Below are 23975 nucleotides of genomic sequence, written 5' to 3' on the forward strand. Positions count from 1 at the left end.
ATGGCTGAAATAATTGAAGCACAACATCTAAGAAGCAAATTGAAGACCCTTTTGACCTGCACATACTGTGGCTTCTGCAAGAGTGTCTGCCCTGTTTTTGAGGGTGTCGGTTGGGATCCCAGCGTGGCAAGGGGGCGAATGATCCTCTCGTACGGTTTGCTGCAAAAGGAGATACCTGCTGATCCGTCGGTTGTTGAGGCGCTCTTCCAATGCACCACTTGCAAAGACTGCGAGAGAAGGTGCCCGTCTAGCATAGAGGTGGTTGAAGTTGTTGAAAATGCCCGAAAGGATCTCGTAGCTAACGGAATCATTTTGCCGTCTCATAAAAAAGTGATCACCAATATTCTGTCCTACGGCAATCCTTATGGTGAGCGGGATTCGGTAGCTCAACGGATTGGTATAAAACCGAGAAACGCGGAAGTGGGGTATTTCATTGGCTGCACCTCAGCGTACAGAAATAGAAAAAGCGCTGATGCGACAGTTTCCTTATTGCATAAACTAGGTGTAAATTTCACATTGCTCGATGAGGTGTGTTGCGGGAGCGTTATGCAGAGAATAGGATGGAATGAAGATGACCTCATATCACTCATGGAGAGAAACCTGAAGGCAATAGAAGCAAGTGGCGCTGATGAAGTGATTTTCTCGTGTGCTGGTTGCTATCGTATGTTTAAGGAAGAATATCCAAAATTTCTAAAAATCAATTTCAAAGTCAAGCACGTTTCTGAATTCCTGTCTGAAAGAGATTTGAAGTTACTTCCCTTGAGCGCTACAGCCACTTATCACGATCCATGTCATCTTGGAAGACACTGCGGCGTTTTCGATCCGCCGAGAAAAGTCCTATCTATGATACCACAACTCATTTACAAGGAGATGCCAAGGAGTAAGGACACTGCGAGATGCTGCGGTGGTGGAGGCGGAGTGAGATCTGCCTTTCCTGACTTGTCCGCAAAGATAGCAGCACGAAGAGTTGCGGAAGCTAGTTTCGCAGAATACCTCATTACATCATGCCCATTTTGCGTTAATAATCTCAGCATGGGAAAAGAATTGACTCAAGCAACTGTAAAGGTTATAGATCTCGTGGAATTTGTAGATTTGTTGTTAAAAGGTAGAACATGATCGCTCGCATAAGGTCTTATGCATCCCTTTGCGAAGCTCAAGATGAATTATCCCGGCTTGGCTTTGAAAATTGTATAAAAGATGTTGAGGATGTAGATGGCCTAATATTCTGTTTTGTAGAGGACGAGAGAGAGCTACCAAGCTCTAGTGAATTCGAGAAAATCGCAAGAACGCATAGTTGTGTGGTTGGAAAAAGCAGATCTAGAAAATTTTTCAGGTATCTTATGATTGGCTCCCCGAGCGCCTATCGTGAAATGCTTGATCATCACGCTGATAATGAAGTGATTGCACATATCAACATTGCCCTGAAGAATTTCAAATCGTCTAAAGTGGCACCAGTCCCACTTATGAGACATCAGCTATCGTTTGAAAGAACACTTGTAATGGGTATCCTTAATGTGACTCCTGATTCTTTTTTTGATGGCGGAACGTATATCGATAAAGAAAAAGCCGTTAGAAGGGTCTTTGAAATGGTTGATGAAGGCGCTGACATCATAGATATCGGCGGCGAGTCTACACGACCATTCTCAACCCCAGTTCCTGAAAACATCGAACTTCAAAGAGTCATGCCAGTTCTTCAGGAGATCGTTCCGTGCATATCGATCCCAGTTTCGATAGATACGCGGAAACCTCGTGTTGCGGAGAAAGCTATTGAACTCGGTGCGGAAATCATAAACGACGTATCAGGGCTCCGAGATCCCCAAATGCTTGAGGTTATTAGCGAAATGGGGGTGCCTGTCATAGTCATGCATATGCTTGGAGATCCTCAAACAATGCAATTGAATATCCATTATGAAGACGTAATCGGAGAAATTGCATATTTCCTTGCAAAGAGTATGAAAGAGGCAGAAAAGAGAGACGTTGATACTCGAAAAATCATCATCGATCCTGGAATAGGCTTTGGTAAGGAAACAGAGCATAATCTTGAGATCCTTAGGCGGCTCAAAGAACTTCGTTGTCTAGGTCGTCCAATCCTCGTTGGAGCTTCGAGAAAGACATTCATCGGAAAAATCCTCGATTTGCCAAAGGAGGAGCGGCTCGAGGGCTCTCTAGCTTCTGCGGCTATCTCAGTAATGAATGGAGCAGATATCCTGAGAGTGCATGACGTAAAGGAAACTGTGAGAGTCTGCAGACTCGTTGATGCTGTGTTCAAGTCAAGCTGTTCGAAATAGAATTTTGTAGCCTCTTAGGATTCCCTTTCGATTTTTTCTCACGCCATAAGGTAACTAATCACACCAACAATTACTACAACTAAAATAGCAACAACATAAAGGATTATGAGATGCTTTCTTTCTTTTTTTATTTTCCCTTCATACGCCACCTTGCACTCATCGGAGCAGTATTTCATATCATCAGGTATGGGCGAATTACAGTTTTGACAATGGGTATGTGGAGGGAGAGGAATTGACACGGCAATCACCTCGATTTGCAGCGTTTTACTTAAGTCTATCGGAGACATTTAAACGCCTGGTAATTCGATCCGATGCAAAAAACATCTCAACAGCCCTTTCGAGGATGTCTGCACACTTCAAGACGCTATCGATTTCCACAAACTCCCCAGCTTCATGACCCTTGCAACCGCTAGGGCCGAAAACAACAGAAGGTATTCCAGAGAGATTTAAGACCCCGGCTTCAGGCCATGGCGCCATACCGCTCACCTGAGGGGTAATGCCCAAATCTGTGAAGGCTTCGATTAGGGCTTGAACTATTCTTTCATTGCGAGAAATCTCGGTGGCAGGTCTGAAAAATTTTTTCTCAGTATCGATGACGATTCCCTCACTTTCCAATTTTCTTACAATAGCATCAAACTCCATTTCAATCGATTGCTCCGTTTCGTCTGGGAGTGTGCGTCGCTCAACTTTTAGGATGCATTTGGAAGGATATGTTGACCATCCCTCTCCTCCATGTATCTCTGATGCGTGCAGGGATGCAGCACCGAGAAGTGGATGACATTTCCGCATAAGCGTTTCATTGAGTTTAACGATCTCATTGATCAGTCTAGATGCATTGAAAATCGCATCAATTCCTCCGATAAAGTCACTTCCATGTGCTGCCCTTCCCTTTACAATGAACTCCTGCCACAGAAATCCCTTATGCGCGATGATGATTTTGAGATCAACAGGTTCCATAACTATAGCTGCGTCAGCCTTGATATCAGCAACAAGTTTTTCTATTCCCTTTGCTTCAAATTCTTCATCAACCGTCGCCGCAAAAATCAATTCTCCTTTGAAGTGGCGCTTTTTTGACAACCGAGTAAGAACCTCGAGTGCGATAGCTACTCCACTCTTGTCATCGGCAGACCCGCGGCCATAAAGTCTATTGCCCTCAATTGTTGGTTCAAAAGGTGGAATGATCATCGAATCTACGCCAACGGTGTCCATATGAGCAACTATTAGTAACTTGCCTTTATCCTCCTCGCCTTGCAGGACGCCGATGACATTACTCCTCGCATCAATTACCTTCTGCATCTTAACATTAGCACCTATCGAGCTGAGATAATCACCAATGAAAGTTGCAATTTCTTCTTCTCCTTTACCGGATGGTGCTAGACTTGGATTGACGCTTTCTATTGAGACGAGTTTCTTCAACAAGTCGATTAAATTGTCAGAGCCCTCATTCATCATTTCCACATCCCTTGAAAAGATCTGTGGAGAAGTATCGCATTCCGGTATCTGGAATAACAGTAATGACCTTCTTCCCCTTCCCTAAGTCTTTTGCAACTCTAATCGCTGCGACAACGTTTGCACCAGCAGAAATTCCACAGATGATCCCTTCTTCTCTTGCCAATCTCCTCGCCATGAGGATTGCCTCTTCGTCGCTCACAAGTTCAACCCTCGTTATTAGTTCCGTGTCAACGATTTTGGGTATGAAACCATCGCCAATTCCCTCAATTCTGTGCGGTCCCTTCTTTCCCTTTCTAATTACTGAGCACTCCTCAGGCTCAACCGCTACAATCTCCGCATTTATACCTATTTTTTTAAAGTATCTTGCAACACCCATCAAGGTGCCCCCAGAGCCTATACCTGCAACGAAGGCATCAATGTCTTGACCAACTTGTTTGATACACTCAGGACCTGTTGTCATTTCATGGGCGATTACGTTATCCATCGAGGTGAACTGCCCTGGAACCCATACCTTAGGATCTGACTCTCGTATCCGCTCGACGATTTCTACGCATTTATCAACATCGATCTCCGAGCCGGGAGCATAGATAATTTCTGCACCAAGAGCCCTTAGTATTTTCTTCCGCTCATCGCTCATGCCCTTTGGCATAACAATTGTCACAGAATAACCCTTGACAGCACCAGCTAGCGCGAATGCAATCCCTGTGTTCCCGGTGGTTGCCTCTACTATGCGGTATCCTGGTTTAAGCTCTCCTCGTTTCTCTGCCTGCTCGATCATGAAGGCGGCAATTCTATCTTTGACGCTTCCCGAGGGGCTAAAATATTCTAGCTTTGCAAAAATTCCAGCAGACCCTTCTGGTGCAACTTTGTTCAGCTTTACCATGGGCGTATTGCCTCGTAATTCCAATACATTGTTGACAGCTTCCATTTAAATCACGGACCTGCAGATAGATCTCAATTAGCATTTCCATGAAGACATTTTTCTAAATATTTCTATTGATGACATTATTGATGTTAAATGCGAATATCTTCCAATTATGGACAGGGTAAGCATCTTTTCTTGTTTCAATTGAGTACGATTCTCGATATGTTATCGCAAATTTCGTAAAGATTGCCCGAGCACTTTCGCGAAAGAATTAAAGATAACAACATTAATTAACCTCAGCCAATTCCGAACTCAGCATGAAACTCTTGTCTTGCGAAGGGAGGTAGCTTAGGTTGAAAAAAAGGGTTGTAGTGAAATTCGATAAGTGCATTGGCTGCAGATCCTGTGAAGTTGCGTGCGCACGCGAGCATTCTCAGAAATTAAGAACTGAAGAAAGAATTACCGCGGATACTAATAAACCGGTTTCCCGCATCGCAATTAAACCCACTTTTTCTGATCCGACAGAGTGTGAAGAATTAAAACCAATAAAGGGTCAATCAAGGAATGATATTAAGACAGGAAAAGCTTATCCAATACGATGTCGACATTGTGACGATCCAAAATGCGTCGAAGCATGCATGTCGGGGGCTCTTATGAAAAACGATGAAGGCGTTGTTGTACATAATCCAGATAAATGTGTCGGCTGTTGGATGTGCATCATGGCTTGCCCATTTGGCGCGATAAAGCGGGATGTAAAGAACAAGATTATAGTGAAATGCGATTTATGTCCCCATAGAGAAACGCCCGCATGCGTGGAGGCGTGTAAGACTGGTGCTATTATTTTTTTAAGAGAAGAGGAGATTCCTGAATGGGGTGAATAGATGCCTTTGGATTTTCAATTCAAATACGTAATAATCGGAAATAGCGCCGCAGGAATAGGATGCGTCGAGGGCATAAGGAGAATCGACAAGAGGGGGACCATAGCCATTATTTCGGAAGAAAAAATGCACACTTATTCTCGCTGTCTCACATCATATTACATCGCTGGCCATGTCGACGATGAAAAAATATTGTTTAGACCCAGGGATTACTATGAAAGAAAGAATGTCACCCCAATTCTCGGAAAAAAAGCCGTGAAGATCTTTCCGAACGAGAATTATATTGTGCTCAATGATGGAACTAAGATAGGATATTCATCGTTGATGATCGGAACCGGCGCATCGCCTGTAGTTTACGATATCCCAGGAAACAATAAACCAGGGGTTTTTGTGCTGAGAACATACGAAGATGCACGCAAAATATCCGAAGCAGCCTCTGCTGGAAAAAGAGCTGTGATCATGGGTGGCGGACTGGTTGGCCTCAAGGCAGCTGATGCACTTCATGCTCGAGGCATGGAAGTATGGGTAATAGTCACCTCTCCTCAAATAATGTCACAGACAATGGATAAAGAAGGGGCAGAGATCCTGAGAAAACAACTCGAAGAGAACGGAATTAGAATTCTTACAGAAACAAATGTTGAGGAGATTTGTGGCGATAATAAAGTAGAAGCTGTGAGATTATCAACAGGCCAGAAGCTATCCTGTGATATTGTTATCTTCGCAAAGGGTGTACGGCCAAATATCGGTCTTGCCAAGGAAGCTGGCATCCAGACAGATTATGGCATTCTGGTAGACGCTCATATGAGAACAAATGTACAAAATATCTACGCGGCAGGAGATGTTGCAGAAGCCAAGGATTTCATCACGGGCGAGAGATATGTTCATGCTATTTGGCCAAATGCAGTAGAACAAGGCCAAATTGCTGGCCAAAACATGGCAGGAGCCGATGTCGAATACAATGGTGGCATAGCGATGAATTCTGTGGACCTATTCGGTCTCGCTTCAATTGCAGTCGGCCTCACCAGACCTAGGGCAAAGGACGGTGGATACGAGATTATAAGCAGATCGGTTCCGGATAAGAAATTTTACAGAAAATTGGTATTGAAGGACGGAATAATTGTTGGCGCAATTTCAATAGGTGCAGTTGAAGCAGCTGGAATTTTAACAGGTCTGATCAAGAATAGGGCAAATGTCTCGAAATTCAAGGAATTGCTGCTTAGTGAGGATCTCGATTATGCAAAAGTGGTGGGATTAGGTATAGCGAGTGATGCAACCAAGATGGCAACCGCCTGACAAACCAACAACGACTAATACAGGATGTTCGCGCGGAATATTTTATTTATCGTAAGAATATTTTGGCTTCAGCATGTGGAAAATATTCGGCGTTGAAACTCCAATTGTTAGATGCGGGGACATATGGAAAGAAAGACTAATAGAGCTCTCAAAGAGAAAAAAAGATCGTGAAAAATTCGTCAAATTACTAGCCACTGCCGAAATTGACTATTGGTTTGATTCTTCGAGAGAAATTCATGCATTTTACGTAAAGTTTCCTGAAAATACTGATTCCAAAGATCTTCAATTTTTCAAAGATTTCATCGATAAAATCCGCAAAAGTGCAAAGTTCCCAATGGTTGAGATGGATGGAAAACCACAGGAATACAGAATCGTACTGACGTCTAGCGAGGAAGAAGATGTGTACAAAGAAAAGAGAAATTCTATAGCAGAAGACTGTTGAAAGGAAAAAATCTGATTTTGAAAGTTTTGTTCACCAATCTCTTTTCTGTCGATTATTTAAATGAGCATTCAAGAAGTTATATTATCACAGGTACGACAATTCTTTACAAAGAAAATTCATTATCAATCGAAGCCAGCAACTGATGATCAAAATGAGCATACCATATATAAACTCGTATAGTTGCTCCCAACAGTTGTTCGACACTTGTCGTATTAGTTAAATACTGTTAATTCTATATTAGGTATGTTGCGAATTAGAAAAGCTTTCAGTCATAATCTTTGACGCTCTTGGAGATGTTGGAGGGAAACGAAATGAATCAAACGAAGTTTATCGAGAAGGTTATGGAGGAAAAGAGACGCTTTCCTCCACCGCCGGAATTTGCCCTTAATGCATATATTGGGAGCATTGAGCAATACCAGCAAATGTATGATGAATCGATTTCGGATCCAAACGGATTCTGGGAAAAATGGGCAAAGGAACTCGATTGGTTCAAAAGATGGGATGAAGTTTTAAGTTGGGATCCAGAAAATTTGAAAATAGAGTGGTTCAAAGGGGCGAAATTAAACGCTTCATATAATTGCCTTGACCGGCACACAAGAACGTGGCGGAAGAACAAAGCTGCGATTATATGGCAAGGCGAGCAAGAAAATGATGTAAAGGTGTATACCTATCATCAGCTTCTGACAGAAGTATGCAAGTTCGCAAATGTTTTGAAGAAAATGGGAGTCAGGAAGGGCGATAGAGTCGCAATATACCTGCCTATGATTCCTGAGTTACCTATTGCTATGCTTGCCTGTGCGAGAATAGGTGCCATACATAGCGTCATCTTCGGAGGATTTAGTTCAGAATCTCTTAAGGATCGCATCAGAGATAGTCATAGTAAAATTCTGATAACAGCAGATGGCTCGTTCAGAGGTGGAAAACTCATAGCACTTAAGAGCAATGGGGACGTGGCCATATCAAAGGAAGAATACGTTGAGAAAATGATTGTCGTGCGGCGGACTGGGATACCCGTGGAAATGAAGGAGGGACGAGATCTATGGTGGCATGAGTTGATGGAAGAATCTGAGTGTGAATGTCCTGCCGAGCCAATGGACGCAGAAGATCCGCTTTTCATTCTGTATACGAGTGGATCGACTGGGAAACCTAAAGGTGTTTTGCATACGACTGCAGGTTATCTTCTATACGTTCTTTTGACTTTCAAATGGATTTTCGATTATCACGAAGAAGACACGTATTGGTGTACTGCAGACATTGGATGGATAACTGGTCATAGTTACATTGTTTATGGTCCTCTAGCCGCAGGCGCGACCGTGGTTATGTTCGAGGGCATTCCAACATATCCATCTCCAGATAGATATTGGCGGATAATTGAAAAATTCAAAGTAACAATCTTTTACACAGCGCCAACCGCGATTCGCTCATTAATGCGCGAGGGAGATCATTGGCCTCGTTCAAGAGATTTATCAAGCTTGCGACTGTTGGGATCTGTCGGTGAAGCAATTAACCCAGAAGCTTGGATATGGTATTATAACGTGATCGGAGGTGGCCGATGTCCTATTGTAGATACTTGGTGGCAAACTGAAACGGGCGGAGTTTTGATTACACCGTTACCTGGTGCAATTACCCTCAAGCCAGGATGTGCAACAAAACCTTTCTTTGGTATTGAACCAGCCATATTAAGAGAAGACGGATCGGAGGCTGATACGAATGAGGGTGGCTATCTTGTTATAAAGAAACCCTGGCCTGGAATTATGCGTACCGTCTATGGCCAACACGAACGGTTCAGAGAGATCTACTGGTCAAAATTCCCAGGGTTCTATCTAACTGGAGATGGGGCAAGAAAGGATGAAGATGGGGATATTTGGATTATGGGACGGGTGGATGATGTCATAAAAGTATCAGGTCATAGAATAGGCGCAGCAGAGGTTGAAAGCGCGCTAGTAAGCCACAAGGATGTTGCAGAGGCTGCAGTTGTTCCGATCCCACACCCAATAAAGGGCGAAGCGATTTTCGCATTCGTTACATTGAAGACGGGTGTGAAAGAAAGTGAAGAGCTGAAACGAGAACTCGTGGGGCATGTGAGACAACAGGTAGGTCCAATAGCAGCGCCTGAAATAATCCAATTTGCGGGTGCCCTCCCAAAAACTCGTAGTGGAAAGATCATGAGACGCATTTTGAGAAAAATTGCATCGGGTTCGGTGGAAGACTTGGGTGATACGACAACGCTTGCTGATCCTTCGGTTGTTGAAAAGTTAATTGCATCCAGGAGGGAGCTGATAAAATGATTGCATTAATAAGATTATACCCAGGAAATAAGGAAGATGCCCAGGAAATTTGGAAGTACATTGAAGAACGCGTAGGGAATGCTCCGAGAAAGGGTATCAAATCTCTTTTCATATCTATGCAGTCTAAAGCAACATTCGTCTCGCTCTTTGTTCAAGCTGAAGACGTCGAGAGTGTAGGAGATTTGCTGGTAAATGAAATCGGGGGTTGCAAGCACATTGTAGACACAAGAACATTCCCTCTTCTTAAATTCGCTTTCTTGCCAACACCGAAGAAAAAGGTCGAGAAGGCGAAAAGATATAGCATTATGATCAAAACAAAACCATCGGAATATTATAGAGTTTACAAAGAAGTTCTGGATATTCGTCCAAGCCAAGACGCATTTATCGGATTTGTTGGCTTCCTACTTGGGGATTACGATGTTCTTGTTTCTCTTGTTTCGAATTCCCAGAAGAGAGCAGAAGAGTTCGCAAGGGACAGGTTATCGCAAATAAAAGGCGTAGAAGACATCAGGATCTTTCCCATCAAGAAATCGCAACTTTTGATCTCTCTCGATGAATGGAGAATGTTCCAACGGGCTCTCCTGTTCGTGCCTTCATGGATCACAGATGAAATCAAAGATGAATTCGCTTTTGGATCCTACATGACGGATGAGGATATTCACCTTAGTGGTGCAATGAAAGATGAAGCTTGATCAAGTATGGGACATTTAATGAGATCTTCGATGGAGCGTGCTGAGCTGTTATCTACTCGGCAAGAGCATCACAATGCAACCAAATTCCTTAATTAATCTTTCAGCCGGCAGTAGATATCTGTTTTGCTCTTATTAGAGGATACTTCATCGAAATTAGTGATAAAAAAATCAGAGATGGATAAAAAAATTATGGGTGAGAGCTCTAATCCTCTTCTTCGTTCTCTTCATCCCCCTCGCCTTCTTCATAGTCCTCTTCTTCGATTTCCTCATAGCCTAGAAACTCTTCCAGTGCGTCCCTTGCTTCAGCGAGAATACTGAGTGCTCTCTTGCTTCGTCCCTCCTCAATAAGATCCATAGCCTTCTCGATGTTCTCCAGGATCTCATCAAGATCATCACTCATCTCATCAAAATAATCGCCAAGACTTCTCACCGCTATCACCCATCAGCGATTTCAATATTGTAGCAATAGGTATAAATGGTCTTCCTCAAGTGAATTCTGACTTGGATGCATTTGTACGTCAGCGAGCTCTCGATTGGACACGAGGCTCGATGAGCGTCCAGAGCCAATCAGCAAATTCCCTCGGGTTCTTTGTCTGTATCAAGACTTCGCCAGGGCCCCTGATCCGCGTGACCAAGCCCTCACCGCTCAGAACAGTCTCCTTGATGCCGCCAAATTTTTCAACTCTGTAAGAGCATGAATCACTGAATGCAACGATATGGAAATTATCAACAACTAGTTCCTCTTCAGGTCTTAAAACATGCCTGTCGATTGCTCCAAACGTATTAATGAAGAGCTCCCCTGTACCTGTTGCCCTTATCATGAACAATCCTTGACCAAAGAGCCCTTTTGTAAACCCTTCCCATTTGATATCGAGATCGACCGTGGGTGAAGACGCTACGTATGATTCTTTTCGAATGATCCAGCCACTCATACCCTCAAGTCTGATATGTTCTATATCCCCTATAGGTGCAGAAACGAAAGCAACCTCACCAGGACCACCTCTTGCAATAAAATCAGTAACCCAGAACGACTGACCACCTAAGACTTTCAATGCCAGTGATCCTAGGACACCTGATCTAGCTCTTGTTCTCACTTCAATATTGGGTGTCATGTAAGTCATTGCGCCAGATTCACCAACAACGGATTCTCCATCCCTTAATCTCAAAACAACCATAGAATATGAAGGCTTATATTTGATTTCATAATCCATGGTATATCAAGAAGAATAACGGATATAAATAACTCTGGGCAGATTGAGCTGGCTCCAACTACCATAGTAATGTGACAGTTGTCAAGATATTTTCTATGATTCAAACTTGAAAATTCCATGAGTACATCATATCCATTTGACTGCTCAAAAAGCCCTGACATTGAATTGGGCAATCAAATTGGATAACTATACAATTAGATGGGTCCGTCCAGATTTGAACTGGAGTCACCAGCACCCCAAGCTGGGAGGATTCCAAGCTACCCCACGGACCCATCGATAAGATGAAGAATTAACCGAGCGGAATAATCTCATCGATCAATTCTGCGTGAGAAATGATCATTCGCCGGCAGCAGTAACGCTTCACACCGAGATCATCGAGGACCTGTTTTGGGTCTTCGCCAAGCTGTACTCTGCGGATGAATGTCTGATATATACTTCCTATGACCTTTCCACAGGTAAAACATCTTACCGGTATTATCATGTCTGCATCACCTGTAAGATTTTTGTCTCTTCTTCCTCGCACCGCGTCCGAGCGGTTTCTTCGGCAACTTTCTTCGCGGGTCGCTGATCAATAACGAGCGGTCATATTGTTTGAACATCTTTGCTAGATCTTCATCTCCAAAAAACTGAACAAGAGCCTTCGCTATAGCCGTTCGAGACGCTTCCGCCTGCCCCATCACACCTCCACCTTGAACATTTACCTCGATGTCAACTGTTGATGCTTTCTCTCCCACAAGGATTAGGGGTTCCATGATTTTCAGTCTTGCCATTTCGGGTGAATAAATATTGAGCGGTATGCTATTGATTCTGACAATCCCAGAACCCTTTCTGATCACAGCTCTAGCGATCGCAGTTTTTCTCTTACCAGTAGTATTTATAATGTCAACCATCGGGTCACCTCACATTAGAACCAAGATAGCCTGAAACTTCTGATAAAGTTACAAACTTACCAGTGATCTGCTTGACAGCTTCGTCGATTTTCTCCATCGGAACTGATGCGAATTCCTCTGGAATGCCCACGTATACCTTAAGCCGACGATATGCCTCTTTACCACTAGGCTTATTGTAAGGAATCATGCCACGAACAACCCTCTTCAAGATCAAATCTGATCTTCTTGGGTAGTATGGACCGCGAAGATTCTTGCCTCTTTCTCTCTTCTGCTTATATTGTGCAAAAACCATTTCTTTTTTCCCCACAATCACAGCTTTTTCAGCATTAACGACGACAATTTCTTCACCATTCAGTAGTCTCTCTGCTATGTTGCTACAAAGTCTTCCAAGCACATGTCCCTCAGCGTTGATGACTGCCATTTTCTCACCCCATTATGACAACATCGCTACCATCAGGATGTTCGCTGATCAGTTGCTCTATAGTCATGCTCTTTCCACCTGCTTCGCGAATCTTCTTTTCTGCTGATGAAGAGAATCTATAAGCAGCCACTGTCACTTTCTTGGTTATGTTGCCAGCACCGAGTACCTTGCCCGGAACAACGACTACAGATCCTTCCTCGGAGTACCGTTCGAGCTTGCTGAGATTGACTTCTGCCCAGTTTCTTCTTGGCTTCTCAAGCCTCTCGGCAATGTCTCGCCAGATTTCCACATCCCTCTCCCTTGAGTGCTTTTTCAGCGATTCTATGAGGAGAACGAGATTTGGATCGGTTTTCTTAATTTTCTTCATCATTCTGACTCTCCCGACATTGGTAAAAGGCTTTAATGGGGACTCCTTTTATAAAGTTTTGCTCACACGTATTTGGTGGAAATCGTTCCAGGCGATCGGTCACGGCGTTTTGTTCTTTCGAGTACATTCTGTAGGCTTGAATTTTAGTCTGAAAACCAAAGTTTGAACTGACTTTGATTGCAATTAAAAAAGGAGGACCTATCAGCACCGACAGTTCATAAGTTGGATTATCCTTAATATATCACTAATCAAAGTGACGGATAAAATTTATTCTATCTTGATACAATTAAATACGACTTATTTCATAATCTTGCGATACCCGGAGGCGCATAATGATTCGGTTTGGTCCGGCTGGGATTCCTCTTTCTTGCAAAGGTAGAACCTTAAAGGACGGTATTGAAGACGTGCATACACTAGGTCTCAATGCAATGGAAATCCAAATGGTAAGAGTTAACGTCATTGATCGTCCACCAGAAGAAGAAGAAATAGGATCGACGCCAATGAAGCTCGAAAATGATCTAGTAGTCGGCATAATGAGAAAAAAGGGCAAAAAGGAAATTATGATAGTAGATCCTTTCGAAAAGATCAAACCAGATGATGATTTGGTTGTACTTGCATCGGGTCTTGCACAGAATTTCGAAGAACTATCAATTCTGGGCAAAATGGGTAAAGAACTTGACGTTCAACTATCAATGCATACGCCGTATTACATGGACCTCATAAGCAATAATGAGATGACAGAGAAAAGCATCAATAGCATGAAATGGGCCGCTACGATGACGAATGTGTTAGAGGGACAGATGGTCGTAAGCCATATTGGACTTTATGGAGAAATGGGTAAGAAAAAGGCGCGTGAAAATGTCTTGGCGAATCTCTACAAACTGCTTGAATGGTGGAAAGATATGGAAATTAGACCGTCCCTCGGGCTTGAAACTAGCGGGAGACAAGAAGTATTCGGAAGTTTGGAAGAGATTTTGGATATTTGCGATGAACTTAAAGAGATCGTTCCCGTCGTGAATTTTGCACACCTCCATGCACGTGAGAATGGAATACTGAGAGAGCCTCAAGACTTCGCAGAGGTTTTTGATTCGACGAGCGGTTACGTCAATGGGCATCACTATGTTCATTTTGCCGGCGTAGAACATGAAGGAGGAAATGAAAAAAGAGTAACTCCTATCAAAAAGGGCGATTTGAGATTTGAACCGCTCGCAGACTATTTGGCAGAATGTATGCCCAATGTCACCATAATCTCGAGTTCGCCCCTACTCGAGCATGATGCAATGTACATGAAAGTCATCTTTGAAAGGGCTCTCATGAAGAAACTGATGAAATCCAGTAAGGCGAAAAAGACCGAGTGCGAGGAGTAAGATAGCCGTGGAATTAACCGATGTAATTTCATATATCACTAAAGAAGTTCACGAGACGCTCGAGAAGATTGATCCACAAACTGTAGAAGAAGTTATTAATTCGATCATCAACGCGGAGAAGGTATTCATCTATGGAGTAGGGCGATCTGGTCTTGTTGGTCAAGGGTTTGCAGTAAGACTTGTCCAAATGGGACTTGACGTTCATTTCATAGGTGAGATGACGACACCAATCGTTGAAGAGCGGGACGTTGTCATAATCGTATCGAATACGGGCGAAACAATGTCTGCAATTCAAACAGCAAACATCGTGAGAAGAGTCGGCGCAAAGGTTATTGCTGTAACCTCCAACATCCATTCAAAATTGGGTCAGGCAGCAAACCTTATTGTGGAAATTTCGCCAAAAAAGGATGAACAGCGCAAGAAACTCGCACCCCTTGGGACGCTATTTGAAGATGCTGCATTTATATTCTTTGACTGCATAGTGCCTCTTTTGATGTCAAAACTGGATCAGAATGAGACATCACTCCGTCGGCGACACGCGATTTGGGTTTGACTTAATTACTTTTTTTCTTACGCAAGTTCCGTAATATGGATTTTCGTATTCATCCCAATAAATTGCAAAAATTCTATTTTTTATTCGTTTCCCTTCAAGGTAAAATGCCTTGATTTCCATATTCATGGGGTCGATAACAATTGCTGAATGGGCACGATCACCAAAATACGTCCTTTGGGTATAGAGATCCGTACTGGACATGAAACAGCCATGTCCTGGATGCGAGTGGTACCAACCCGTAACAATGTAATTGAACCCTGCATCTTCGAGCGCTTGGAATAATTTTTCGAAAGCCCCTCTGTCAAATCGCACGTTCACAAACGTTGACTCGAGATCAGTCGTAACGATATCCTTTACGAGACTATAGATTCTGCCATTCTCTTTGTATACCCATCCAAGAAGAAGCCCCATCGCCTCCTTTTGTTCACCAGCATATCTTATTGAATGATTCCTCATTTTCTCCTCGGCAATTCTCGAAACGTACAATTCAAATCCATTCCTTTCCTGCGTAGAGTACTCTCTCAAGTCTTCCTCGCTTAACCATTTGTGTGGCTTTATTCGCTCGAGGGGTGGTGCTGCTCTCTCCTCTATCTCGATGCTTTCCGCATTCAAAATACGCGGAGTTTTCAATCAGATTTCACCACTTTGGGTAAAGGCGAATAGACAATCGGTGGTATCCTTATCTTCGAATGATTGAAATACGCCGCAGCTGCGGTGCAACTCTCAGTTCCAAATGGACTTGAAGGATTTGGCGAAATCAAAAGGGCTTCGATACCTTTGATGAATGATAACAGTGTTGAATTGAAGCTCCATTCATCCAGCAATTTTGTGCAGAGATGACCCCCGTCATCTGGCATCATGATATTAGGATGAAAAATCGGCGTCTTCCACCTTACCATAGGTTTCTCAAAAGGATAATTTCTCCCGATCAGAATGTTGAAACGGTGCTCATACCGCGTCTCTATTCCGTCATCTGTAAATACAAGTCCAGGAACCCCTTTAAGTTCAATTTCAATTTCAATAGGAAAAGAGCGGAGATCACCGTCAGGCAGCGCGATAGGGCGTCTCAAATAACGAGCACAAACACTGAGCTCGTTTAGTAATCTTGCCTTCAAGATGTCAGGTGGGAGGGACATTTATCCGCCCTCTGGATCTGGTATCAGTTCAAGTTCATCATTGTTCAGAAGACCTGCTTCGGCCACGGTTTGCTGTCCCCGCAGTAGCCTTTTGCCTCTTCTCAAAACATACGCTCCTGCATCTTTTTCCCAATAGCCAGCGGCTCCCTCTATGATATCGTCAATCGTGTTTTCGCTTTCTAGTTCCATCTCAACAGTTGCACCCGACTCCGCATTTCGCACTTTGACCCTCAACGACATTATATCACAGACAGTTGGAAGTTCTAAAGTCACCATTAAAACTTTTCATCACAGTTAATTATTCGATTCTCACAGATGAGAATATCCAATTTCCACAAGTAAATAACAATAATGCGCTGTCTAAATGTGAACAGGGCAAGAGGGGTCACGGGAAACCTCAAGCATCTCATACCTGTTTCGCAGTCCGTCATAGTAAAAAACGTTTGTGATGCAATCTTTGGTTTTGCCGCTGAGGATCTTGAGCCCTTCTCTCACCTGGATAGCTCCAATAATACTTGTTGTTGTTATTTCTGCAGCCGTCTTTGGAATATAGACGGAAACTTCCGATCCCGTGCAACTATACCTCACATTCAATGCTCTTGAATGCGAAAGGTTCATTGTGCACTGCAAACAAGGAGTGTGTGGAGAGATAACAACCTGGACCTTTCCGAGTGTTCCATCCATTCCTCCGTCTATATATGGTACTCCTTCCCTATATGCATAGGCGTTAAGATGCAATCGAGCTGATATATTGTCAAGGCACCCAAATACTACAGCGAAATTATCTAGAAACTCTAGATTCATATCCTCCAGCTTCATAACAATAGGATCAATTACCACATAAGGATTAAGTTCTCTTGCTCGCTCTGCTATGACAATCGCCTTTGCTCTTTTGACCGTTGCGTCATCATCTCTGAAAAATATGCACCTATTCAAATTTGACCGCACGACGAAATCCATATCGACCACGGTGATTGATTGGACGCCTGATAGAACAAGATTTTTTACGACTTCATTACCAAGAGCGCCAGCTCCTACGACTAAGCAGTTCGATGCTTTCACTCTATCGAGATTTATCCATCCTATTCGTTTTGCTCTGTCAAATCGATCATCATCAGTTCTCCCTGGTTTAATCACTGCCGTCATCGGAGAACCTAATTCTAGCCAAATTAATAAAGAAAATTCTTCCATTTCGAAATATGATAATAAGACGCCCCTGCGTCATCACGAAAAGAAAACGGTTTTCGATGAAAACGCACCTAGACTGGATGATTGCTAAAATAGAACATGCTGTCATGCTGTCGATTTAAGCCATTCTATCTGCCAACAGAGAATAGGATTACAAACTTTCCGCCGTGGCGTGTCGTTAAGGTGCCACTAAGAAATGAGATTTGCAACACTATCAACCCTCAGCGAACGGAATAAGTGCTAGTAGTTGGAAAAATTCATTACACATTAAGCGGTTCGTCGAAAATCGGTGCCCACATGAACAATAATTTCACGGTGACTCCTTGGGAGGTCTCAGGAGAGATCGATTACGACTTACTGCTTGAAAAATTTGGCACAAAGAGAATCGACGAGGAAATGTTGACAAGATTATCAAGATATGGAAACCTACATCCAATGCTTCGTAGAGGCATTGCATATTCCCATCGGGACCTTGACTGGATTCTTGATAGATACGATAATGGGGAGAAATTTATTTTATATACCGGTAGAGGACCTTCTGGAAGTACACATATCGGTCACCTTGTCACGTGGATGTTTACAAAACATCTCCAAGATATTTTCGGCGCAAAGCTCTATTTCCAAATGACTGATGATGAGAAGTTCCTCTTCAATGAGAATCTCACGCTTGATGATACCAAAAAAAACGCATACGAGAACGCCTTAGACGTGATCGCTCTTGGTTTTGATGCCAAACATACTAAAATATTCCTTGATACAGAATTTATTAGGACAATATATCCAATCGCACTCAAGGTTGCGAAAAGAGTGACTTTTTCGACCGTCAAAGCCGTTTTTGGATTCGACAATAGTTGTAATATCGGTTCGATTTTCTACACTAGTATTCAAGCAGCTCCTGCCTTTCTCGAATCGGAATTGCAGGGAAGAAATATCCCTTGCTTGATACCATGTGGTATCGACCAAGATGCTCACTTCAGGGTTGCAAGGGATGTAGCACCGATCCTTGGATACTACAAGCCAGCTCTAATCCACAACAAGATGTTTCCAAGCCTTATGGGCGGGGATAAGATGTCATCTTCGCAACCTGAAACAACAATTTTCACCACCGATAACGCTCAAACTGTGAAAAGAAAGATTGCCAATGCATTTACTGGCGGTGCTGTATCTGCTGCAGAGCAAAGAAAAACAGGTGGAAAGCCAGATATATGTTCAGTTTTCAAATATGAATATTTCCTATTTGAGCCCGACGATAAAAAGCTGGAGGATCTCATACATGAATGCAGGTTGGGAAAGATCCTTTGCGGTGAATGTAAGAAGAAATTAGCGGACAAAATCGTCAAGTTTTTGGAATTACATCAAAAGAAAAGGGAGGAGGCACGGCAGAAACTCGAGGATTTCATGCTAAGGGATTTCGATGGAAATTAAACCGATTGGATATGTAAAGAACGCTGCGGAAGATGATACAGATTTCGATGAACTGATATCAGAAGTCATCATATTACCAGAATATGCAGACGGGCTATATAGGATCGAAGAATGCGATGAGCTGGAAATAATATTTTATTTTCACAAATCCGAATCATACAAGCTGAGAGTTCATCCCCATCATGATCCGACCTTACCTGAAGTGGGTGTTTTTTCATCGAGGAGTCCAAAAAGACCAAATTTCCTTGGACTCACGCGTGTGAAATTAATCGATCGCAAAGGAAATGTCATCGTAGTCAAAGGGCTCGATGCTTTTAACGGCACGCCTGTAATTGACATAAAGCCAGCGGCGAGGAGAGACCAACGTTAAAGTTCGAAAAATTATGAACTCTTTCAGTAAACCAAACTATACTAGTTGGACGAAATAATTGAGTGGAGCAGCATCATGAATAAATGAAACAATGTACTCAATTTTCCGCCACGCAAATGAAATTGTCTACTGGCAGAGTAACTTTCCTTAAAGAGATTGAAAAAGACGCATGCAAAAACGAAAAATAGTACTCTAGTTTTTATCCCATCTGCATGACAATCCGAGACATACTGGAAAGTCTTAGTCCTAATGAGAAACGCGTCTTGACAATTCTCAGGAACACCAATGCTCCATTGACGCCAGAGGAAATCTTAGGTAAGGGTAACTTCAAACAGCTTGTAGAGGTTATGAATGCGGTTTCATGGCTACAATCAAAAAACCTCGTAGTGGTGAATGAGAGTGTTACGAAGATTTACTCGATTAAAGACAAAGAAATTGTAATGAAAAGGCTACCGGAACGAAGAGCTCTGGAGATAATTGTTGCCTCTGGTGGCAGACTTGATACGAACGAACTTCAAAAGGCAATGAGCAGAGATGAACTACCGATTGCCATAGGATGGCTTAGAAGAAAGGGACTTGCTACGATTGAAAAGCAAGACAATAAAACGATAATCTCGCTTACGACACAGGGCTACGAAGTACAAAATTCTAAGATGCGTGACGAGGAAATTCTTGAGATTCTCTCAGAAAGAGATCTAAAGGAAAATGAGATCGACAAGAAACTCGTCCAGGAACTAAAATCGCGACAAGACCTCATCACGGAAAGGCTTGCAATAAGCAGGAATATAGCACTCACGCAGTTGGGCGCTGAAGTTGCACAATTGATCGAAGAGGTCAAGGAAGAAATTGGACAACTCACGCCAGAAATTTTGCAGACGGGCAAATGGAGAAATGTCTATCTTCGAAAATATGACATTAGAGCGTTCGCACCATCAGTCTATCCAGGTAAGAAACATCCGATTACGAGGATGGCAGCAGAAGTTCGAAGGATCTTCGTCCAGATGGGATTTAATGAAATTGATGATGAATATATTCAGGCAGCTTTTTGGAATATGGATGCGTTATTCACACCGCAGGACCATCCTGCGAGGGATCTCCAGGACACTTTCTACCTCAAGAAACCAATGAAGATTCCGCTCGAAGATGAAGAAACGATAAAAAAAGTTAAAGCGATGCACGAAAATGGAGGATGGACTGGTTCAACAGGTTGGCGGTACTCTTGGAGAAAAGAAGAGGCTGAGAAGGCTCTTTTGCGAACCCATACCACAGTGGCAACGATTCGGTATCTAGCCAAACATCCAGATCCTCCAATTAAAGTCTTTTCCATTAGTCGAATTTTCCGCAATGAATCGATTGATGCAACGCATTTGCCAGAGTTCATGCAGATAGAGGGGATCGTCGTTGAGGAAAGTGCGAATTTTGACATGCTCTGTGGTATCCTTAAAGAGTTCTATCGTCGGATGGGATTTGAGAAACTCCGCTTCCGACCTGGATACTTTCCGTACACTGAACCATCGCTCGAAGTTGAGGTGTTTTATAACGGGAAATGGATGGAGCTGGGAGGTGCGGGAATCTTTCGGCCTGAGGTGACCGCACCATTTGGAGTTAAGTGCAATGTGCTTGCATGGGGATTAGGGTTTGAGCGCCTTGCTATGCTTCGTTGGAATCTGTTAGATATCAGGGATCTTTATATCAGCGACATTGACCTATTGAGGGGCAGCCCTTTTTTCTGATCAATTGTAATTTGTCGACGATCTCAGCAGATTTCTCATTCATCCCGAGTATTTTGTATGCCTCCGAAAGTGCCTCCAGAATGTCAGCGGATTGAGCGCTACCTGCAAGACCCATGCTTTTGCTCAGATATCTAATAGCATCTTGTCCATTACCCATTTTTAAGTAAGCCACCCCGAGCTGGTAAAGGGCGCGATCGAGCAATTCGGGATCTTGCTTTTTTGTTTTGAGAGATATCACCTTCATTAGTACTTCTCTTGCCTCATTGAGTTTGCCTAGGCCAATTAATGCGTCGGCGATATCACAGTCAAGTTCTGCGTTCTGATCATTTTCACCAAACCGCTGCCTAGCTTCTCGCAGTAATTCTAGCGCACCGTTTAGATCTCCCTTTGATAATAATATTCGACCTTGTATGATCTTTCCCAGGATTACATCCTGTAGATTGCCTTGCAATGCGAGCATGTTGAGTGCTTTCTCCGCGTATTCAAGATGTCCAGTTTTCCTTGCAACTTCCGCAATAAATAACCAAATCTGCCCCGCATATTTCTTGGAAGGATCCGCAATCCCGTTGAGAATTGATAGAAGGTCCTCGTCTGCGTTTGCAAGCAGATCTTTGCTCCTGCTTGTGATTAGCATTTCCACTTCCCGTTTACGTCCAGCGTTGATCAAATGATATAAGCGTTCTTTATAGTCTCCTTCTTTTAACCAATAGTCTGCTGCAAAACTATGGTAACGTTTAAGGTCAGAAGGATCTACAATTTTCTGAATATACTGTCTAATATTTTGGGGGATCTCGACCAAACCCTTTTCATCCATGGGAAGAATAGGAACGGTGGTATCTGGTAGAGCGCTCCGTCTGAATGGCTTTCTGAATACGCATGCCTGGGCAAGTATTGGTCTGAGTTCGGCGTCTGTGGCGTTCCATAGCTCTTCGCCCTTGCATTTGCGAAGATCAAGCAATGGGCCAATTGCGATACCTTCTTTTTCTGCAAATTCCCTTATCTTTTGTGCGCGCTCCTCTCCACGGGAGGTGAGAAAGTAAACTTTTCGTTTTGTTTTCCCCCTTTTGATGTGTGAAAGTTTTTCGATAACTTCGCCACTTTCTTTTAGTTTCTTGAGCTCGATTGCAGCATGAGCTCTCGAAATCCTTATCGCAAGGGCTATACCGTCTTGACTCACATCAGATGGAACATCATATTCATTTTGATATTTGGAGTACTGAGATAGATGCAGTATGATCCTTTCGGACACCGTGAGATATGGAGTCATCAAGCCAGATTTAGAATACATCTATATAGATGTGCGCTGGTGATTATTATGCATGATAATCAGCAATGAATTCACACCTATATCGACGAATCTGACCTTTCTTGCTTCGATTGAGCATGAAGATCGTCCTCCGTGTCAATATGGCCATAAATGTGAAACGATAGTGTCACAATCGGGTACTCAATCGGTTCCCTCCTCGCAAATTTCAATAGCAGTTAAGGGATGAAGGAATTCTGTCATTGAATGATGATCCCATGAAACTGATTGTCTGTAGCTTGCAGGACAAAGCGAGCATCAATATTAGAAATTCTATTTTTTCAAGCTATAGATGGTCATATGAAGGCGAGTTTGACGATAATGAGGTCTATTCGAATGGAGAAAACCTTTTAGTTAGCATAAATGAACTCCACCTTAATGCCGATAACATTGAAAAGGATATTAGTGAAAAGATGGGTTATGAGGTTGAAGAGATCATTTTTCTTTCCAGACATAAAGCAGCATCGGGGATCCATACTCTAACTGTGCACCCGATCGGAAATTATCTTACAGCAGAATATGGAGGTCTAGATCGGACACTTGTTCCGGCCATGCCTCGAAGAATGACTCAAATGCTCAGAGAAATGAAGCGGTTGGCATCTAATTTAGACTTCGAAGTGAGCTTCGAGGTAACCCATCATGGCCCCTACGCAACAAGACCCACGTGTTTTATTGAAATAGGAAGCGACCAATCTATGTGGGATAATTTAGAGGCTGCGGGAGTAATAGCGAAAAGCGTAATGATAGCAGAAGTTTCTGATGATCCGGTCGCTATCGGTATAGGCGGTGGGCATTATGCACCTCGATTTTCAGAAGTTGCACTCACAAAGAAGATTTCCTTTGGCCATATGATACCAAGCTACGTACTCGAAAAACTTGACGACGAAGGAATCGAAAGAACTCTTAGAATGGCAGCTGAAAATACACCCAATGTAAGATATGCGTACATTCACAGAAAGGCGATGAAACGATCTGACGTCACAAAAATGCTAAGTCTGCTCGCTAAAATCGGTCTAGAAATCGTCGATAGTCAATCGCTCCCCTAACCTCACTCTACTTCAGGCGAAAGCCGCAGATGGGACAAACAATCCAACCCTCTTCAATAGGAGATCCACAGTTAGTGCATTTCAGTTCATCCTTTTTCTTTTTCAAATTTCTATCAACCCCGGCTCCAGAGATCTGGTTGTACCTAGGCCTGATTTCTTGCCGAGCAGGAGACCAAGCCGTCACCGAGCGATGTAGATTCAAATGGTTGAATAGTAGTAATAAAGACCCAGAGAAAATGAGTACCGAGGCAAATGCTGCCAGGAATATTGCTGAGCCATACTTCATTCCCGCAATAATGCCGACTGAGTAGTCCTCTGTTATCCAGAGAACTGTCATCGTAATAAGAATAATACAAACCATCGCAAATAGGAACGACAGCAGGGACCACACACCGATATTAAATTTGATTTCCCTTCTAGCAAGAGCAACTTCTCCAAGTGCCACTAAAAGTAATGCTACGGAAACCGCGATGATTGCAAAAATAATCCAATAACGATCTGAGAAATCTAATAAGTCGTTTACAATGATCGCCTCCGTTGCACCTGGACTTCGATATACCTCAAGCCAAGGGAGAAATGCTGTTGAGATAATCATCAGCGATCCAACGATACAAAAGATCGCTCCGATTATTTGCAGAATAGTTGTCTTTCCCTTCGCAACTCGTATTGGTTGAGGTTTTAGAGTCTGTTTATTCATACAAACATCCCTTCTTTCGAGGCAAATTTCTCAACAAGGAACATAATTGTATCCAATGCTATTTAATCTG

At 43.0% G+C, this 23975-nt stretch carries 28 protein-coding genes and 1 tRNA gene; 13 read left to right on the forward strand and 16 right to left on the reverse strand.

The genetic code is table 11. From position 1 onward, the window contains the following. The gene (locus QW087_01710) at positions 1-1116 is read left to right on the forward strand and encodes a (Fe-S)-binding protein (GenBank protein MEM2943441.1); all 1116 of its coding nucleotides are present in this window, start codon (positions 1-3) and stop codon (positions 1114-1116) included. Continuing rightward, positions 1113-2288 (forward strand): dihydropteroate synthase, encoded by a 1176-nt coding sequence (gene folP / locus QW087_01715; protein MEM2943442.1) that lies wholly within the window; start codon positions 1113-1115, stop codon positions 2286-2288. The genes QW087_01710 and folP overlap by 4 nt, the downstream gene beginning before the upstream one ends. A gap of 38 nt (positions 2289-2326) precedes the next feature. On the opposite strand, the gene QW087_01720 is transcribed toward folP, so the two are convergent. The 3 genes from QW087_01720 to cysK are packed head-to-tail and all read right to left on the reverse strand — an operon-like array spanning position 2327 to position 4668. Further along, complete coding sequence (locus QW087_01720; protein ID MEM2943443.1) at positions 2327-2575, reverse strand: DUF2116 family Zn-ribbon domain-containing protein; 249 nt, start codon at positions 2573-2575, stop codon at positions 2327-2329. Then, on the reverse strand, positions 2553-3737 hold the full coding sequence (locus QW087_01725; protein MEM2943444.1) for a M20/M25/M40 family metallo-hydrolase: 1185 nt from the start codon (positions 3735-3737) through the stop codon (positions 2553-2555). The genes QW087_01720 and QW087_01725 overlap by 23 nt, the downstream gene beginning before the upstream one ends. Beyond that, on the reverse strand, positions 3730-4668 hold the full coding sequence (gene cysK, locus QW087_01730; GenBank protein ID MEM2943445.1) for a cysteine synthase A: 939 nt from the start codon (positions 4666-4668) through the stop codon (positions 3730-3732). The genes QW087_01725 and cysK overlap by 8 nt, the downstream gene beginning before the upstream one ends. 290 nt (positions 4669-4958) lie before the next feature. Here cysK and QW087_01735 point away from each other — a divergent pair, with 290 nt between their 5' ends. The 5 genes from QW087_01735 (at position 4959) to QW087_01755 (ending at position 10198) form a co-directional block, all read left to right on the forward strand. Next, positions 4959-5486: a 4Fe-4S dicluster domain-containing protein gene (locus QW087_01735; protein MEM2943446.1), complete on the forward strand. Its 528-nt coding sequence runs from the start codon at positions 4959-4961 to the stop codon at positions 5484-5486. After that, the gene (locus QW087_01740; GenBank protein ID MEM2943447.1) at positions 5487-6776 is read left to right on the forward strand and encodes an FAD-dependent oxidoreductase; all 1290 of its coding nucleotides are present in this window, start codon (positions 5487-5489) and stop codon (positions 6774-6776) included. It abuts the gene before it with no gap. Positions 6777-6849: 73 nt separating this feature from the next. After that, on the forward strand, positions 6850-7218 hold the full coding sequence (locus QW087_01745) for a hypothetical protein (protein MEM2943448.1): 369 nt from the start codon (positions 6850-6852) through the stop codon (positions 7216-7218). A 311-nt stretch (positions 7219-7529) separates the two neighbouring features. Then, positions 7530-9506 (forward strand): acetate--CoA ligase, encoded by a 1977-nt coding sequence (gene acs / locus QW087_01750; protein MEM2943449.1) that lies wholly within the window; start codon positions 7530-7532, stop codon positions 9504-9506. Then, positions 9503-10198: a hypothetical protein gene (locus QW087_01755; protein MEM2943450.1), complete on the forward strand. Its 696-nt coding sequence runs from the start codon at positions 9503-9505 to the stop codon at positions 10196-10198. Before acs ends, QW087_01755 begins: the two co-directional genes overlap by 4 nt. A 202-nt stretch (positions 10199-10400) precedes the next feature. Here QW087_01755 and QW087_01760 read toward each other — a convergent pair whose 3' ends face one another. From QW087_01760 to QW087_01790, 7 genes are all read right to left on the reverse strand, one after another. Then, complete coding sequence (locus QW087_01760) at positions 10401-10628, reverse strand: hypothetical protein (GenBank protein MEM2943451.1); 228 nt, start codon at positions 10626-10628, stop codon at positions 10401-10403. Between the two features lie 88 nt (positions 10629-10716). After that, positions 10717-11409, reverse strand: a complete 693-nt coding sequence (locus QW087_01765; protein MEM2943452.1) for a TIGR00266 family protein — start codon at positions 11407-11409, stop codon at positions 10717-10719. Between the two features lie 199 nt (positions 11410-11608). Next, positions 11609-11681: transfer RNA gene (locus QW087_01770), tRNA-Pro, on the reverse strand. Between the two features lie 17 nt (positions 11682-11698). Continuing rightward, positions 11699-11890 (reverse strand): DNA-directed RNA polymerase subunit N, encoded by a 192-nt coding sequence (locus QW087_01775; GenBank protein MEM2943453.1) that lies wholly within the window; start codon positions 11888-11890, stop codon positions 11699-11701. Positions 11891-11897: 7 nt separating this feature from the next. Then, positions 11898-12299, reverse strand: coding sequence for a 30S ribosomal protein S9 (locus QW087_01780; GenBank protein ID MEM2943454.1), 402 nt, complete (start codon positions 12297-12299; stop codon positions 11898-11900). A 4-nt stretch (positions 12300-12303) separates the two neighbouring features. Further along, positions 12304-12720: a 50S ribosomal protein L13 gene (locus QW087_01785; GenBank protein MEM2943455.1), complete on the reverse strand. Its 417-nt coding sequence runs from the start codon at positions 12718-12720 to the stop codon at positions 12304-12306. A 4-nt stretch (positions 12721-12724) separates the two neighbouring features. Continuing rightward, a complete protein-coding gene (locus tag QW087_01790) occupies positions 12725-13090 on the reverse strand; it encodes a 50S ribosomal protein L18e (GenBank protein ID MEM2943456.1) in 366 nt (121 codons plus the stop codon). A 329-nt stretch (positions 13091-13419) separates the two neighbouring features. Here QW087_01790 and QW087_01795 point away from each other — a divergent pair, with 329 nt between their 5' ends. Together QW087_01795 and hxlB are read left to right on the forward strand one after the other, a co-directional pair. Then, entirely contained in the window at positions 13420-14454 is a 1035-nt protein-coding gene (locus QW087_01795; GenBank protein ID MEM2943457.1) for a TIM barrel protein, read from the forward strand. A gap of 7 nt (positions 14455-14461) precedes the next feature. Then, the gene (hxlB, locus tag QW087_01800) at positions 14462-15007 is read left to right on the forward strand and encodes a 6-phospho-3-hexuloisomerase (protein MEM2943458.1); all 546 of its coding nucleotides are present in this window, start codon (positions 14462-14464) and stop codon (positions 15005-15007) included. Here the strand turns inward: hxlB and QW087_01805 are convergent. The 4 genes from QW087_01805 to QW087_01820 all read right to left on the reverse strand — a co-directional run bounded on the left by QW087_01805 (position 14975) and on the right by QW087_01820 (position 17289). After that, positions 14975-15637 carry a hypothetical protein gene (locus QW087_01805; protein ID MEM2943459.1) on the reverse strand — a complete coding sequence of 221 codons (663 nt, stop codon included), beginning with the start codon at positions 15635-15637 and terminating at the stop codon, positions 14975-14977. The genes hxlB and QW087_01805 overlap by 33 nt on opposite strands. After that, a complete protein-coding gene (locus QW087_01810; protein ID MEM2943460.1) occupies positions 15634-16143 on the reverse strand; it encodes a ubiquitin-conjugating enzyme E2 in 510 nt (169 codons plus the stop codon). Before QW087_01810 ends, QW087_01805 begins: the two co-directional genes overlap by 4 nt. Further along, a complete protein-coding gene (locus QW087_01815) occupies positions 16144-16416 on the reverse strand; it encodes a hypothetical protein (protein MEM2943461.1) in 273 nt (90 codons plus the stop codon). It lies immediately after the preceding gene. Between the two features lie 87 nt (positions 16417-16503). Beyond that, complete coding sequence (locus QW087_01820; GenBank protein ID MEM2943462.1) at positions 16504-17289, reverse strand: ThiF family adenylyltransferase; 786 nt, start codon at positions 17287-17289, stop codon at positions 16504-16506. A gap of 339 nt (positions 17290-17628) precedes the next feature. Between QW087_01820 and QW087_01825 the strand changes: the two genes are divergently transcribed. The 3 genes from QW087_01825 to QW087_01835 all read left to right on the forward strand — a co-directional run bounded on the left by QW087_01825 (position 17629) and on the right by QW087_01835 (position 20859). Continuing rightward, on the forward strand, positions 17629-18756 hold the full coding sequence (locus tag QW087_01825; protein MEM2943463.1) for a tryptophan--tRNA ligase: 1128 nt from the start codon (positions 17629-17631) through the stop codon (positions 18754-18756). Then, complete coding sequence (gene tsaA, locus QW087_01830) at positions 18746-19126, forward strand: tRNA (N6-threonylcarbamoyladenosine(37)-N6)-methyltransferase TrmO (protein MEM2943464.1); 381 nt, start codon at positions 18746-18748, stop codon at positions 19124-19126. Before QW087_01825 ends, tsaA begins: the two co-directional genes overlap by 11 nt. 212 nt (positions 19127-19338) lie before the next feature. Further along, the gene (locus QW087_01835; protein ID MEM2943465.1) at positions 19339-20859 is read left to right on the forward strand and encodes a phenylalanine--tRNA ligase subunit alpha; all 1521 of its coding nucleotides are present in this window, start codon (positions 19339-19341) and stop codon (positions 20857-20859) included. Here the strand turns inward: QW087_01835 and QW087_01840 are convergent. Then, positions 20819-22126, reverse strand: coding sequence for a tetratricopeptide repeat protein (locus QW087_01840; GenBank protein MEM2943466.1), 1308 nt, complete (start codon positions 22124-22126; stop codon positions 20819-20821). The genes QW087_01835 and QW087_01840 overlap by 41 nt on opposite strands. A gap of 254 nt (positions 22127-22380) precedes the next feature. On the opposite strand from QW087_01840, the gene QW087_01845 reads away from it, so the two are divergent. Beyond that, on the forward strand, positions 22381-23208 hold the full coding sequence (locus tag QW087_01845) for a D-aminoacyl-tRNA deacylase (GenBank protein MEM2943467.1): 828 nt from the start codon (positions 22381-22383) through the stop codon (positions 23206-23208). Positions 23209-23215: 7 nt separating this feature from the next. On the opposite strand, the gene QW087_01850 is transcribed toward QW087_01845, so the two are convergent. Then, on the reverse strand, positions 23216-23905 hold the full coding sequence (locus QW087_01850) for a zinc-ribbon domain-containing protein (protein ID MEM2943468.1): 690 nt from the start codon (positions 23903-23905) through the stop codon (positions 23216-23218). Positions 23906-23975 lie beyond the last annotated feature (70 nt).

The organism is Methanomassiliicoccales archaeon (genome assembly GCA_038850735.1).
GTDB lineage: Archaea > Thermoplasmatota > Thermoplasmata > Methanomassiliicoccales > JACIVX01 > JACIVX01.